The sequence below is a fragment of the Pseudomonas sp. NY15374 genome (assembly GCF_048068255.1).
In the GTDB taxonomy this organism is placed as follows: Bacteria; Pseudomonadota; Gammaproteobacteria; order Pseudomonadales; family Pseudomonadaceae; genus Aquipseudomonas; species Aquipseudomonas machongensis.
Genome location: NZ_JBLUPZ010000002.1, coordinates 763,973 through 777,591 on the forward strand (window position 1 = coordinate 763,973; position 13,619 = coordinate 777,591).

13 protein-coding genes are annotated in these 13,619 nt (G+C 62.8%); 7 read left to right on the plus strand and 6 right to left on the minus strand.

Features of this window, described 5'->3' with window-relative positions; genetic code table 11:
- Nucleotides 1-8: 8 nt before the first annotated feature.
- From ACNFHO_RS07880 to ACNFHO_RS07895, 4 genes are all read left to right on the plus strand, one after another.
- Nucleotides 9-1,883: a methyl-accepting chemotaxis protein gene (locus ACNFHO_RS07880; protein WP_416765860.1), complete on the plus strand. Its 1,875-nt coding sequence runs from the start codon at nt 9-11 to the stop codon at nt 1,881-1,883.
- Between the two features lie 192 nt (nt 1,884-2,075).
- Complete coding sequence (locus ACNFHO_RS07885) at nt 2,076-3,197, plus strand: glycosyltransferase family 4 protein (RefSeq protein ID WP_416765862.1); 1,122 nt, start codon at nt 2,076-2,078, stop codon at nt 3,195-3,197.
- On the plus strand, nt 3,190-3,954 hold the full coding sequence (locus ACNFHO_RS07890; RefSeq protein ID WP_063545968.1) for a DUF2334 domain-containing protein: 765 nt from the start codon (nt 3,190-3,192) through the stop codon (nt 3,952-3,954). The genes ACNFHO_RS07885 and ACNFHO_RS07890 overlap by 8 nt, the downstream gene beginning before the upstream one ends.
- Nucleotides 3,951-4,943 (plus strand): lysylphosphatidylglycerol synthase transmembrane domain-containing protein, encoded by a 993-nt coding sequence (locus ACNFHO_RS07895; RefSeq protein WP_063545969.1) that lies wholly within the window; start codon nt 3,951-3,953, stop codon nt 4,941-4,943. Before ACNFHO_RS07890 ends, ACNFHO_RS07895 begins: the two co-directional genes overlap by 4 nt.
- Here the strand turns inward: ACNFHO_RS07895 and ACNFHO_RS07900 are convergent.
- Together ACNFHO_RS07900 and purU are read right to left on the minus strand one after the other, a co-directional pair.
- Nucleotides 4,849-5,082 (minus strand): hypothetical protein, encoded by a 234-nt coding sequence (locus ACNFHO_RS07900; protein WP_081255308.1) that lies wholly within the window; start codon nt 5,080-5,082, stop codon nt 4,849-4,851. The two genes, ACNFHO_RS07895 and ACNFHO_RS07900, sit on opposite strands and share 95 nt — an antisense overlap.
- Before the next feature lie 15 nt (nt 5,083-5,097).
- Nucleotides 5,098-5,949, minus strand: a complete 852-nt coding sequence (purU, locus tag ACNFHO_RS07905) for a formyltetrahydrofolate deformylase (protein ID WP_112899054.1) — start codon at nt 5,947-5,949, stop codon at nt 5,098-5,100.
- Between the two features lie 282 nt (nt 5,950-6,231).
- Here purU and mvaT point away from each other — a divergent pair, with 282 nt between their 5' ends.
- Entirely contained in the window at nt 6,232-6,609 is a 378-nt protein-coding gene (gene mvaT, locus ACNFHO_RS07910) for a histone-like nucleoid-structuring protein MvaT (RefSeq protein WP_063545971.1), read from the plus strand.
- A gap of 57 nt (nt 6,610-6,666) precedes the next feature.
- On the opposite strand, the gene sbcB is transcribed toward mvaT, so the two are convergent.
- From sbcB to ACNFHO_RS07925, 3 genes are all read right to left on the minus strand, one after another.
- On the minus strand, nt 6,667-8,103 hold the full coding sequence (gene sbcB, locus ACNFHO_RS07915; protein WP_416765865.1) for an exodeoxyribonuclease I: 1,437 nt from the start codon (nt 8,101-8,103) through the stop codon (nt 6,667-6,669).
- A 49-nt stretch (nt 8,104-8,152) separates the two neighbouring features.
- Nucleotides 8,153-8,512, minus strand: a complete 360-nt coding sequence (locus ACNFHO_RS07920; protein ID WP_054893797.1) for a PilZ domain-containing protein — start codon at nt 8,510-8,512, stop codon at nt 8,153-8,155.
- Nucleotides 8,513-8,626: 114 nt separating this feature from the next.
- Nucleotides 8,627-9,010: a hypothetical protein gene (locus ACNFHO_RS07925; protein ID WP_054893798.1), complete on the minus strand. Its 384-nt coding sequence runs from the start codon at nt 9,008-9,010 to the stop codon at nt 8,627-8,629.
- Nucleotides 9,011-9,248: 238 nt separating this feature from the next.
- Here ACNFHO_RS07925 and pyk point away from each other — a divergent pair, with 238 nt between their 5' ends.
- The gene (pyk, locus tag ACNFHO_RS07930; protein WP_054893799.1) at nt 9,249-10,703 is read left to right on the plus strand and encodes a pyruvate kinase; all 1,455 of its coding nucleotides are present in this window, start codon (nt 9,249-9,251) and stop codon (nt 10,701-10,703) included.
- A 102-nt stretch (nt 10,704-10,805) separates the two neighbouring features.
- Here pyk and ACNFHO_RS07935 read toward each other — a convergent pair whose 3' ends face one another.
- Nucleotides 10,806-11,726 carry an iron-sulfur-binding ferredoxin reductase gene (locus tag ACNFHO_RS07935; protein WP_416765868.1) on the minus strand — a complete coding sequence of 307 codons (921 nt, stop codon included), beginning with the start codon at nt 11,724-11,726 and terminating at the stop codon, nt 10,806-10,808.
- A 241-nt stretch (nt 11,727-11,967) separates the two neighbouring features.
- Between ACNFHO_RS07935 and ACNFHO_RS07940 the strand changes: the two genes are divergently transcribed.
- On the plus strand, nt 11,968-13,491 hold the full coding sequence (locus tag ACNFHO_RS07940) for a fumarate hydratase (RefSeq protein WP_054893801.1): 1,524 nt from the start codon (nt 11,968-11,970) through the stop codon (nt 13,489-13,491).
- Nucleotides 13,492-13,619: the final 128 nt, after the last annotated feature.

The window sequence follows — 13,619 nt, forward strand, 5'->3', positions numbered from 1 at the left end:
ACGACGTCATGAACAAAAGCCTTCGTTTCAGCCACAAGATTCTCTTGGCGGCCTCTCTGATCGTGATACTGGCCTTTGCGCTGTTCACGTTGTACAACGACTATCTCCAGCGTAATGCCATTCGCGCCAATCTGGAGAGTTACCTGGCAGAAATGGGCCAGTCCACGTCCACCACGATCCGCAACCTGTTCGAAGGGCGGATCCGGCTGGTGGAAAACCTTGCGCAGAATATCGCCCAGCATCCGGCCGATGCCGAAACCCTGATGGGGCAACAGGCGCTGATCTCCAGTTTTCTCACGGTCTACCTGGGCAAGGTCGACGGCAGCTTCAGCGTGCGCCCTGACAGCAAGATGCCCGACGGCTACGACCCGCGCGTACGCCCCTGGTACAAGGATGGCATGGCCGCCAGCGGCCCTCTCCTCACCGAACCCTACATCGACATGACCACCAACAAGATGGTCATGGGCATCCTCGACAAGGTTTCCAGCGATGTCGGCGTGGTCGGCGGCGACCTGGCGCTGGACGGCCTGGTACAGATCATCAACTCGTTGAACTTCGGCGGCATGGGCTACGCGCTCCTGGTTAACGACCAGGGCAAGATCCTGGTGCACCCGGACAACGCCCTGGTGATGAAATCGCTGTCGGAGGCCTTCCCACAGAACACCCCGAAACTGTCCCGCGAGTTGACCGAAGTGCAGGTCGACGGCCAGGCGCGCCTGCTCACCTTCACGCCCATCCAGGGCCTGCCTTCGGCCAACTGGTACATCGGCCTGTCGGTGGACAAGGACAAAGCCTTCAGCATGCTCAGCACCTTCCGTAACTCGGCGGTGATTGCCACGCTGGTAGCGGTGGTCATCATCATCGCCCTGCTCGGCCTGCTGATCCGCGTGCTGATGCAACCGCTGCACACCATGACCCGTGCCATGGAGGACATCGCCGAAGGTGAAGGCGACCTGACCAAGCGCCTGAACATCCATAACCATGATGAGTTCGGTGTGCTCGGCAGTGCATTCAACCGCTTCGTCGAACGGGTGCACAGCTCGATTCGCGAAGTCTCCTCGGCCACCGAGCAGGTCAACGAAGTGGCGCTGCGGGTGGTCAGCGCCTCCAACTCCTCGATGCTCAACTCGGACGAGCAGGCCAACCGCACCAACAGCGTCGCCGCCGCCATCAACGAGCTGGGCGCCGCGGCCCAGGAAATCGCCGGCAATGCCGCACAAGCCTCGCAACATGCCAGCTCTGCCCGATTGCTCGCCGAAGAAGGGCAGCAGGTGGTCGAGCACAATATCCAGGCGATGAACCGCCTGTCGGCGCTGATCGTCAGTTCCAGCGCGCATATCGAGGCCCTCAACGACAAGACCGTCAACATCGGTCAGATCCTCGAGGTCATCACCAGCATCTCCCAACAGACCAACCTGCTGGCGCTGAACGCGGCCATCGAGGCCGCCCGTGCCGGTGAGGCCGGCCGCGGCTTCGCGGTGGTGGCCGACGAGGTGCGCAACCTCGCCCACCGTACCCAGGAATCGGCGCAGCAGGTCCAGGGGATGATCGAGGAGTTGCAGGTCGGCGCCCGCACGTCGGTCGAGACCATGGACCAGAGTCAACGCCACAGCCAGGACGGCGTGCAGATCGCCAACCAGGCCGGCGAGCGCTTGGGCAGTGTGACCCAGCGCATTGGCGAGATCGACGGCATGAACCAGTCGGTGGCCACCGCCACCGAGGAACAGACCCAGGTGGTGGAGTCGATCAACATGGACATCAACGAGATCAACACGCTCAACCAGGAGGGCGTGGAAAACCTGCAGGCCACCCTGCGCGCCTGCTCCGATCTGGAACAGCAGGCCGCACGCCTCAAGCAACTGGTGGGCAGTTTCCGTATCTGACGCCTCAGGGCTGTGCAGCACCTGTGGGAGCGGCGGGGCATCCCGACTCGCCCGCTCCCGCAGCGGGCAAGCCAGGATGCCCCGCCGCCCAATCCCGATCGAACAAACTATCCTTCATAAAGGTCAACCTTTAGGCGCGTCACCGTCGGTCTGTTACCGCCGGATGACAGACCCGAAGACGATCCCGGAGGGATGCTGATCGTGCACATCGCTGACATCACCATGTTCTACGCCCCGGCCAGCGGTGGTGTACGGACCTATCTTGATGCCAAACACCATCGCCTCGACGCCATGCCCGGCGTACGCCACAGTCTGCTGATCCCCGGCCCCAGCGCCCGTGATGCCAATGGCATCTACCAGGTGCCAGCCCCGCCCTTGCCGTTCGGCAAGGGCTACCGTTTTCCGGTACGCCTGACGCCCTGGTGCAACGAGCTACGCCGCCTCAAGCCTGACCTGATCGAGGTCGGCGATCCCTACCTCACCGCCTGGGCCGCCCTTGAAGCGCGACGCAAGCTGGACGTGCCGGTGATCGGCTTCTATCACTCCGACCTGCCATTGCTGGTCAGCAACCGCATGGGCAACTGGTTCACCCCCAATGTCGAAGCCTATGTCAGCAAGCTCTACGGCAATTTTGATCGGGTGCTGGCGCCGAGCCAGGTGATGGCCGACAAACTGCGCCGTCTTGGCGTGCGGGATGTGCATGTACAGCCCCTGGGGGTCGACCTGAATACCTTCCACCCCGACAGGCGGGATCCGCACCTGCGGGCCCAACTCGGCCTTCCCGACACTACTCGTCTGCTCGTCTTCGCCGGTCGCGGCTCGCGGGAGAAAAACCTGCCAGTGCTGCTCGAGTGCATGGGCCACCTGGGTCGCCATTACCACCTGTTGCTGGTCGGCTCGAACATGCCGGCCAACGTGCCGGACAACGTCAGCGTGATCGACCACTTCTGCCCCGCCGATGAAGTGGCCCGCCTGCTCGCCAGTGCCGACCTGTTGCTGCACGCCGGCGACCAGGAAACCTTTGGCCTGGTGATACTCGAGGCCATGGCCAGCGCCACACCGGTGGTCGCCGTGCACGCCGGGGCTTTCGGCGAGATCGTCAACGACCAGTGCGGGCGCCTGTGCCAGGCCAACGACAGCCAGGCAATGGCCGGGGCAGTGCGCGAAATCTTCGAAGCCGGCGTGCGCCCCCTCGGCGCCCAGGCCCGTCGCCATGTGGAGCAGCATTACTCGTGGGACAGCGTGGTCGATGGCCTGCTGCTGCACTACCAGGCCGTGCTTGGCCTGTCGCCACAGGTACGCGCCCATGCGTGAAGCGCCCGCCGATTCGCGTAGCCTGATGCTGGTGCTGCACGATGTCGCGCCCGAAACCTGGCCCGACTACCGCCCCTTCGTCGAAGCCGTCGATGCAATGGGCGACGTGCCCATGACCTGGCTGGTGGTCCCGGACTTCCACCACCGCAACGCATTGGCCCGTTCCCCCGACTTCTGCCGCCTGCTCGATCGGCGCCTGGCGCGCGGCGACGAATTGGCGCTGCATGGTTTCTACCACGCCGACGATGGCCCTGCCCCACGCGGGCCTGCCGAGTACTTCATGCGCCGGATCTACACCCATGAGGGCGAGTTCTATGCGCTGGAGCAGCGCGAAGCCCTGCAACGTCTGGAGGCGGGCCTGGCCCTGTTCGCCAGCCAAGGCTGGCCGGTCGCAGGCTTCGTCGCGCCCGCCTGGCTGATGAGCGAAGGCACCCGCCAGGCCCTGCGCCGCCTGCCGCTGCGCTACACCAGCACACCGCAGCACCTTTATCGGCTGCCGGACTTCACCGCGATCGAAGCTCCTGGGCTGGTCTGGAGCGCCCGCAGTGCATGGCGCCGCGGTATGTCACGGGTGCTCTGTGATTGGCAGGCTCGACGCTGGCGCCAGGCCGAAACCCTGCGCCTGGGCCTGCATCCGGTGGATATGCGCCACGCCAGCGCACGCAACTATTGGTTGCGTACCCTGCGTGAATTGATCAAGCAAGGGCGTGAGCCTCTGACCAAATCCGCCTGGCTGGAGCGCAGGATCTGCCCATGAACCGCCTCGCCTGGCTGGGGCTGGCACTGGTGCTCGCCGTGCTGGTGCCGGGTTTGCTCGGCGGCAGCCAACTGCTGCCGCGCCTGCAGACGTTCGACCCGGGGCTGATGGCAACGCTGCTAGGCATGATTCTGCTGTGCTGGATCATCAACGCCGTGCGCCTGCGCTTGCTGCTCGGCCAGCAGGGCGCGCAACTGGGCAGAGTACGCAGCCTGGGTGTGGTGATGGCGACCGAATTCGCCATCTGCACTACCCCCGGCGGTAGCGGAGGCCCGTTGACCCTGATGACACTGCTGGCCCGCGAACGCATTGGCCCCGCCCGCAGTGGCGCAGTGTTCGCCATGGATCAGTTGAACGACCTGCTGTTCTTCTTCTGCGCCATGCTGGCCATCGCCGGCTACGCCCTGTTCCACAGCCTGGGCCGCAGCCAGGAAAGCATGTTGTTGGGCAGTGCCGCCTTGCTGTGTGGCGTGCTGGCGGCAATCGTCGTGCTGCTGCGCTGCCGTCGTGGCGTGATGCGCTGGAACGGCCGTCTGCTGCAACGCCTGGGTTTGTCGAAAAGCCGTCGTCGGCGCTGGGCACGTAGGCTGCTGCGCTTCATCCGGGCACTGGCCGAAACCTGGCGCCTGCCCAAGCGCACGCTGGCGCTGGTATTCGCCCTCACCTGCGCGCACTGGAGCTTGCGCTACAGCGTGCTGTATCTGGTATTGAGGGGGCTGGGGGTGGAGCTGTCGTGGATACCGAGCTTCCTGGTGCAGATGCTCTCGCTCAGTGCCGGCCAATTCAGCCTGCTGCCAGGCGGTGCAGGGGCCGCCGAGCTGACCTCGGCGACCCTGCTGTCGCCACTGGTGGGCAGCTCGACAGCGGCGGCGGCGATCCTGATCTGGCGCGCCGTCACTTATTACTTCTATCTGCTCGCCGGGGGGCCGGTGTTCGTCTGCCTGCTGGCGCGCCCGTTGCTGGAGCGCTGGCGGCGTCAGGCGGGTTGAGTTGCTCCCAGAGCTCGGCGGCACCTTCGAACTCGGTACCGTCTTCGTCGCTCAACGCCTCGGGATCGTAGCGCGCCAGGCAGCCTTCACCGAGTGTCGGCGGAGGCTGGGCGCCAGCCTTGTCACGCGGATCGGCCATCTGGGCGGGCTCCGGTCAGTCGAAGACCACGGTCTTGTTGCCGTGAACCAGCACGCGGTCTTCCAGGTGGTAGCGCAAACCGCGCGCCAGCACCATTTTCTCCACATCACGACCGAAGCGAACCATATCCTCGATGCTGTCGGCATGGTTCACACGCACCACGTCCTGCTCGATGATGGGACCTGCGTCCAGCTCTTCGGTGACATAGTGGCAAGTGGCACCGATCAGCTTCACACCGCGCAGTGCAGCCTGGTGGTAGGGCTTGGCGCCGACGAACGATGGCAGGAAGCTGTGGTGGATGTTGATCACACGCCCCGCGTAGTCCTGGCACAACTGTGGCGGCAGGATCTGCATGTAGCGCGCCAGCACCACCACATCAGCACCATGCTCGGCAACCAGGCGCGAAACTTCGGCGAAGGCCGGGGCCTTGTCCTTGGGATCGACCGGCACGTGGAAAAACGGAATACCGTGCCACTCGACCATGCTGCGTAGGTCGTTGTGGTTGGAGATCACGCACGGGATATCGCAGTCCAGCTCATCGGTGTGCCAGCGGTGCAGCAGGTCGGCCAGGCAGTGCGACTCGCGACTGGCCATCAGCACCACGCGCTTCTTCTGCGCCGAATCGGTGATATTCCAGCTCATCGAGAACTCTTCGGCGATCGGCGTAAAGGCCTCGCGGAAGGCCTCGATACCGAATGGCAGCGATTCGGCGCGGATTTCATGGCGCATGAAGAACCACCCGCTCTGCTCGTCGGAATGGTGGCTGGCTTCGTTGATCCAGCCGTTGTACAAGGCCAGGAAGTTACTGACTTTTGCCACGATGCCGACACGGTCGGGGCAGGCAATCGTCAGACGATAGGTGCGCATGGATCAGACTCCGGAAAACTTCGCAAAGGCGCACATTCTAGCCATCTGCCGTGAAAAAGGCAGTAACCATTGGCCTGTGTGGCGGCCAGACCCCTCCGCGGGCTGGCGCATGAGGTGAGAAGATACGCATAACGCAATATGTAAATTTTTCTTTACCGACGCATTCTTATTGTTGCGTCACAATGATTCGACATTTGACACCCTTATTAATTGTTTACTTGCGGGTATCGCCTGTCTATTATTGGCCCACTGTCTCTCTGTACATTCACCAAGGAACACTCCATGTCCCTGATCAACGAATACCGCGCCACCGAAGAAGCTATCAAGGAACTTCAAGCTCGCCTCGCCAACCTGTCGCAAGATGACAAGCTGAAGAAAGAGCTGGAATTCGAAGGCAAACTGCGCGCACTGATGGGCGAATACTCCAAGTCGCTGCGTGACGTGATTGCCCTGCTCGACCCGGAATCCAAACTGAGCAAGGCCCCGCGTGGCGCTGCCAAGACCACCAGCACCAAACGTGCTCGCAAGGTCAAGCAATACAAAAACCCGCACAACGGTGAAGTGATTGAAACCAAAGGCGGCAACCACAAGACCCTGAAAGAATGGAAAGCCAAGTGGGGTGGTGACGTGGTTGAAAGCTGGGCAACCCTGCTGGACTGATCCAGACAATTGCGTATGGCTTCAACAAAAACGCCGGCTCATCGCCGGCGTTTTTATTTATTCTGCCAACCCATAATGCATTCGCAGTTTCCCGGCATGCGCCAGCCAGGCCTCCAGCACCTGCCGCCCGGCATCGTCCGCATTGGCCAGACTCGCCTGCGCCGCCTGCTCGAAATCGCCCAGGGTGTTGGGCGCGCCCAGCTGCGGATCGCTCAGGCGCTGCTGGCAAAAGCGATGCCAGCGTTGCTGCTCCTGTTCGTTCAGCGTGTCGATAAAGTTGCGCGCTCGATAACGGAACAATAGCTCGGGCATGCGCGCATCATCGAACATCCAGTGCCCCTGCCCCAACTGTCGCGGCTCGCTCAAACGAACTTGCTCGCACAGGCGACGATCACGATCCCCGAGAAATCCCTCGTACAACTGTTGCTCAGGATCTTCGCTGGGTGAGAATTCATCAGCGGTGTAGACGTTCTCCAGCTTGTCCCGCCACGCGTCATGCTTTTGCATCAATTGTTCGGCGCGAGACTGAACAAGCGACATATCAAGACCCAGTCGCTGTTGATCGACCGGGCGCAATACGTTCAATGGCGCCACCACCGGGCACTTGTTGATGTGCACCAACTTCAGCGGAACCGGCAATTCGCCGTCAGCCAACTCCTCGCGCCGCGTGTACAAACGCGAACGCAATACCTCGGCACTTTCCCTTATTAAAGGCAAGGTTTCCATGTGCAGGTCGCACACAATCAGTGCATTGCGATTACGCGGGTGCCAGGCCAAGGGTAATACCACCCCCAGGTAACTACGTTCGCTGGAGAAGCGCCCGGAAATATGCACCAGCGGCTGGAGCAGACGAATCTGCTCCATGACTTCGTGCTTGCTACGCAACTGGAACAACCAGTCATAAAGTTTGGGCTGGCGTTGGCGAATCAGACGAGCCAACGCGATGGTGGCCCGGACATCGGACAGGGCCTCGTGGGCATGACCGTGGTCGATGCCGTTGGCCTTGCTCAGCAACTCCAGGCGCAGGCTGGTGCGTCCGTCCTGCTGCGGCCAGACGATACCCTCCGGGCGCAGGGCATAGGCGGTACGCACTACATCGATCAAGTCCCAGCGGCTGTTGCCACCCTGCCACTCACGGGCGTAGGGGTCGAAGAAGTTGCGGTAGAGGCTGTAGCGAGTGACTTCATCATCGAAGCGCAAGGTGTTGTAGCCTGCGCCACAGGTGCCGGGGCGCGACAACTGTTCATGCACCCTGGTCATGAACTCCGCTTCCCCCAAGCCTTTGGCGATCAGTTGTTCAGGGGTGATACCGGTGACCAGGCAGGCGGCGGGGTGCGGCAGGATGTCGTCGGAGGGGCGGCAATACAGGTTGACCGGTTCGTCGATCTCGTTGAGCTCGAAATCGGTGCGTACGCCTGCAACCTGCAGCGGCCGGTCGCAGCGCGGATTGATACCGGTGGTTTCGTAGTCGTGCCAGAAGATGCTGGAGCTCACGGTGTCGTCCTGTACAAAGTTCGCGGACGAGTCTACCGGAGGAACGCCTTCAGGCCGACTCGTTCATCGGCCTGAAACTGAAGAAGTCGCGCAGTGAGCGCACGAACTCCTCGTACTCGCGCGGCGCCTGTAGCAGCATGAAGCCGGCATCGTAATGCCCCGGGGTCTGGTCCTCGCGGCTCCACAGGCAACTGGCGGTGAGATTGATGAACTGATGGCCACCGCCTGCAAGCGGCACACGCAGCTGCAGCTCGAAATCCGGGCCGACCATGATCGGGAGCTGGCTGATCACCATGACCCCATCCTCGGAGGCATTCCCCAGGTAACCAATCTCCTGATCGGTCAACCGGTTGAAGACCTTGAGCACGTAAGGCAGTTGATGACGATCGATCTGACGTTCGATGAACATGATTCTCCGTACCCTATGCCAGGAAGACCAGGTACTGGCGGTGAGCGTTACACCTACTTTACAGCCTAGCTTAGCCTGAGCGGCGGCCCGGATGAAATCATTGTCACCTTGGTATTAACGCAAAGGGGTAGTCGGCGCAGGGCGGGTCACCGCAGGCTCACCACGCAGATGGCCTAGCTGCTCCAGGGTCTGCAGGCGCGCTTGGGCACGGTAGGCATACTCGTTCTGCGGGTAGCGCTGAATCAGGAACTGGTAGGTCTGGGCTGCATCGACATAGAGTTTCTGCCGCTCCAGGCACTGGCCACGCAGCATCGCCACTTCCGGATGGATGAACGGGCGGGCACGGCTGGTGCGATCGACCTGCGACAGCTCCAGCATCACGCGCTGGCAATCGCCGCGGTCGTAGGCACGGTAGGCGTTGTTCAGGTGATGGTCCATGGACCAACGGGTGCAGCCGACGACACTGGCCGCCATGGTTAACACGATCAGGGCTCGCATGGGAATTCTCCTTTGATGGGCAGTATATCGGCCTTCGCCCCGATTTCTTCAGCGCGCCGATGCACGCTTCATCCCGCAGACGCCCGGCGGCAAGCGTCTACCTGTAACCTGCTGCTTGTAGGGTGCTGCCGACGGTGCAACCGCCCTCTCGCCAACCTGCAAGGTAGTGCAACGGAACAATGACTACAGCTCAATTGAGGAGTAGCCTTTCGCTGCGCTTCACTATAGGAGTCTGTGCATGACCATCCGCCGTACCAAAATCGTCGCCACCCTGGGCCCCGCCAGCAACTCGCCGGAAGTGATCGAACAACTGATCCTCGCCGGCCTGGACGTGGCACGTCTGAACTTTTCCCACGGCACTCCGGACGAGCACAAGGCCCGCGCTCGCCTGATCCGCGACATCGCCGCCAAGAACGGCCGCCACGTCGCACTGCTGGGCGACCTGCAAGGTCCGAAGATCCGTATCGCCAAGTTCAGCAACAAGCGCATCGAACTGAAGATCGGTGACAAGTTCACCTTCTCCACCGCCCACCCGCTCACCGAAGGCAACCAGGATATCGTCGGCATCGACTACCCCGACCTGGTCAAGGACTGCGGTGTAGGTGACGAGCTGCTGCTCGACGACGGTCGCGTGGTCATGCGCGTCGAAACCGCTACTGCCGACGCGCTGCATTGCGTGGTGATCGTCGGTGGCCCACTGTCCGACCACAAGGGCATCAACCGCAAGGGTGGCGGCCTGACTGCACCGGCCCTGACCGAAAAAGACAAGGCCGACATCAAACTGGCCGCGGAAATGGACCTGGACTACCTGGCCGTCTCCTTCCCGCGTGACGCCAAGGACATGGAATACGCACGCAAGCTGCGTGACGAAGCCGGCGGCAGCGCCTGGCTGGTGGCCAAGATCGAGCGTGCCGAAGCCGTTGCCGACGACGAAACCCTCGACGGCCTGATCGCTGCTTCCGACGCGGTGATGGTTGCCCGTGGCGACCTCGGCGTGGAAATCGGCGACGCCGAGCTGATCGGCATCCAGAAGAAGATCATCCAGCACGCGCGCCGCAACAACAAAGCGGTGATCGTAGCGACCCAGATGATGGAGTCGATGATCCAGAACCCGATGCCGACCCGCGCCGAAGTATCCGACGTGGCCAACGCCGTGCTGGACAACACCGATGCGGTGATGCTGTCGGCCGAAAGCGCCGCCGGCTCGTACCCGATCGAAGCGGTGCAGGCCATGGCACGTATCTGCCTGGGCGCCGAAAAGCACCCGACCAACCAGAAGTCCAGCCACCGCCTGCACACCACCTTCGAGCGCTGCGACGAGAGCATCGCCCTGGCGGCGATGTACACCGCCAACCACTTCCCTGGCGTGAAGGCGATCATCGCCCTGACCGAAAGCGGCTACACCCCGCTGATCATGTCGCGCCTGCGCTCGCATGTGCCGGTCTTCGCCATGTCGCCACACCGCGCAACCCAGGCCCGCGTTTCGATGTTCCGCGGCGTCTACCCGATCGCCTTCGATCCGGCATCGCTGCCGGCCGACAAGGTCAGCCAGGCGGCTGTCGACGAGCTGCTCAAGCGTGGGCTGGTCGAACAGGGTGACTGGGTGATCCTGACCAAGGGCGACAGCTACCACACCATCGGTGGCACCAACGGCATGAAGATCCTGCACGTCGGTGATCCGCTGGTTGGTTGATGCCCAAGCCGTGGCAACGGCCTCAGGCGCCCCCAAAAAAGACCGCTCTTCGGAGCGGTCTTTTTTTTGGTAGCCCGCGATAGGGCGTGTGGTGCAAGAACGTCAGGCATGCTCGACGAACACGTCAGCCAATACCTGATTTCTCGGCACACCGGCGATGAACAATCTGCGCGCGAAGCGCTCGACACTTGCGGGCGATCCACAGAGCAAAGCGATGGTCTGGCGAGAGGTCGGACGCAAGCTGGCAAGCGCCTCCTCGAGATGTTCCTGCAGCACGCATTCGGCATCGATGCCATGCATCTGTTGCAGCGCGGGTTGCAGGTAATGCCCGGCAGCGTCGCGTGCCACATGCATCACCTTGATTTCTGCCCGATGGCCTTGACGCAAAGCCTCTCGCACAACGCCCCACAGCGGGGCAAGGCCGGTACCTGCCGCCAGCAACCACAGCGGCCGCTCCTGCCAGTCGGGGTCGTAGTGCAGCGCGCCCCCTCTGAGCTCCCCCAGAACCATCTGGTCGCCAATTTTCAAGCCCCGCGCCTGGTCGCAGAAGGCGCCTGGACGTCGGCAGTCGATATGAAATTCGAGAAATTCATCCTCGCCCGGCAGGCTTGCCAGCGAATAAGGTCGCGCCACCGACCCCAGCCATAGCACCAGATGCTGGCCGGCCCGATAGCGCAAGCCACGCTCGGGTCGCAGCCGCAGACGCAACACATCGCCCAGCCAATCGACCTCAATCACCTTCGCAGGCAGGCCGTCGGTCAGGGGATCGAACACGGCAACCCGCATATCGCCGGCCACCCGGCATTGGCATGCCAATCGCCAGCCCTGCTCACGCTTGTCGTCGGGCAAGGCTTCGGGCCGGGCGTCCTGCGGCTCGCCATCGACGCAACGCACCAGGCAGGCGTGGCAACTGCCGGCCCGGCAACTGTAGGGCACGTTCAGGCCGGCGCCATTGAGGGCGTCGAGCAGGTTGCTGCCGGTTGGAACGCTGATGCAGCGCTCGCCCACACGAAGATCGGGCATGTACGAAGGGTCTCCTGAAGTCTGTTGCCATTGTACAGAGCGCCAGCAAGAACGATGCCTGGCAGCGGCCGACCATGGTCCAGACCACTCGCAGGTGTTTCCCACGGGCAGCCGCGCTATACTGCCGCGCCCTTTTTGTGCCGGCCTGACCTGCCGGTGCGCCTTGCAAGGCCTTTCGACGCGCTGGTCGGCTGTGTCGATGCCTTTACGAATGTTCCCGTCTTTAAGAGGAGCGCGCTGCATGACCGTGATCAAGCAAGACGACCTGATTCAGAGCGTTGCCGACGCCCTGCAATTCATCTCGTACTACCACCCCGTCGATTTCATCCAGGCGATGCACGAAGCCTATCTGCGTGAAGAATCGCCCGCTGCCCGCGACTCCATCGCCCAGATCCTGATCAACTCGCGCATGTGCGCCACCGGCCACCGCCCGATCTGCCAGGACACCGGTATCGTCACCGTGTTCGTGCGCGTTGGCATGGACGTGCGCTGGGACGGCGCGACCATGAGCCTGGACGACATGATCAACGAGGGCGTGCGCCGCGCCTACAATCTGCCGGAAAACGTCCTGCGCGCCTCCATCCTGGCCGACCCGGCCGGTGCCCGCAAGAACACCAAGGACAACACCCCGGCGGTGATCCACTACTCCATCGTGCCCGGCGACAAGGTCGAAGTCGACGTCGCAGCCAAGGGCGGCGGTTCGGAGAACAAGTCGAAGATGGCCATGCTCAACCCGTCCGACTCGATCGTCGACTGGGTGCTCAAGACCGTCCCGACCATGGGCGCTGGCTGGTGCCCGCCTGGCATGCTGGGCATCGGCATCGGCGGTACAGCAGAGAAAGCCGCAGTCATGGCCAAGGAAGTGCTCATGGAGTCGATCGACATCCATGAACTGAAAGCCCGTGGCCCGCAGAACCGCATCGAAGAGATCCGCCTGGAGCTGTTCGAGAAGGTCAACCAGCTGGGCATCGGCGCCCAGGGCCTGGGCGGCCTGACCACCGTGCTCGACGTCAAGATCATGGACTACCCGACCCACGCCGCTTCGCTGCCGGTGTGCATGATCCCCAACTGCGCCGCCACCCGTCACGCCCACTTCGTGCTCGACGGCTCCGGCCCGGCAGAGCTGGAAGCGCCGTCGCTGGATGCCTACCCGGAAATCGTCTGGGAAGCCGGCCCGAGCGCACGTCGCGTCAACCTCGACGAGATCACCCCGGAAGAAGTCGCCAGCTGGAAACCGGGCGAGACCATCCTGCTCAACGGCAAGATGCTCACCGGCCGCGACGCTGCGCACAAGCGCATGGTCGAAATGCTCAACCGTGGCGAAGAGCTGCCGGTGGATCTGAAAGGCCGCTTCATCTACTACGTCGGCCCGGTCGATCCGGTCGGTGACGAAGTGGTCGGCCCTGCCGGCCCAACCACTGCCACGCGCATGGACAAGTTCACCCGGCAGATCCTCGAGCAGACTGGCCTGCTGGGCATGATCGGCAAGTCCGAGCGCGGCCCGACCGCCATCGAGGCGATCAAGGACAACAAGGCCGTGTACCTGATGGCCGTTGGCGGCGCCGCCTACCTGGTGGCCCAGGCGATTCGCAAGTCCAAGGTCCTGGCGTTCGCCGAACTGGGCATGGAAGCGATCTACGAGTTCGACGTCAAGGACATGCCGGTCACCGTCGCGGTGGACAGCAATGGCGAGTCGGTACACATCACCGGCCCTGCGCTGTGGCAGAACAAGATTGCCCAGAGTCTGGCTGTTGAAGTGAAGTAAGACTGCTTTAATCCCAGGCTGAAACAGCAGCGCCCCGTTGGCGGGGCGGCCCCCCCCCAAAAAGAAAAGGGGTGGCCCCGACCCGGGGGCGGGCCGGTGCTCACATGGAAACCCCCCCAAATACGTTA

Bases quoted from the DNA above. Each gene is read 5' to 3' on its own strand.
- ACNFHO_RS07880 (WP_416765860.1), top strand. From the start codon at position 9: ATGAACAAAAGCCTTCGTTTCAGCCACAAGATTCTCTTGGCGGCCTCT.
- ACNFHO_RS07885 (WP_416765862.1), top strand. From the start codon at position 2,076: ATGCTGATCGTGCACATCGCTGACATCACCATGTTCTACGCCCCGGCC.
- ACNFHO_RS07890 (WP_063545968.1), top strand. From the start codon at position 3,190: ATGCGTGAAGCGCCCGCCGATTCGCGTAGCCTGATGCTGGTGCTGCAC.
- ACNFHO_RS07895 (WP_063545969.1), top strand. From the start codon at position 3,951: ATGAACCGCCTCGCCTGGCTGGGGCTGGCACTGGTGCTCGCCGTGCTG.
- ACNFHO_RS07900 (WP_081255308.1), bottom strand. From the start codon at position 5,082: ATGGCCGATCCGCGTGACAAGGCTGGCGCCCAGCCTCCGCCGACACTC.
- purU (WP_112899054.1), bottom strand. From the start codon at position 5,949: ATGCGCACCTATCGTCTGACGATTGCCTGCCCCGACCGTGTCGGCATC.
- mvaT (WP_063545971.1), top strand. From the start codon at position 6,232: ATGTCCCTGATCAACGAATACCGCGCCACCGAAGAAGCTATCAAGGAA.
- ACNFHO_RS07920 (WP_054893797.1), bottom strand. From the start codon at position 8,512: ATGTTCATCGAACGTCAGATCGATCGTCATCAACTGCCTTACGTGCTC.
- ACNFHO_RS07925 (WP_054893798.1), bottom strand. From the start codon at position 9,010: ATGCGAGCCCTGATCGTGTTAACCATGGCGGCCAGTGTCGTCGGCTGC.
- pyk (WP_054893799.1), top strand. From the start codon at position 9,249: ATGACCATCCGCCGTACCAAAATCGTCGCCACCCTGGGCCCCGCCAGC.
- ACNFHO_RS07935 (WP_416765868.1), bottom strand. From the start codon at position 11,726: ATGCCCGATCTTCGTGTGGGCGAGCGCTGCATCAGCGTTCCAACCGGC.
- ACNFHO_RS07940 (WP_054893801.1), top strand. From the start codon at position 11,968: ATGACCGTGATCAAGCAAGACGACCTGATTCAGAGCGTTGCCGACGCC.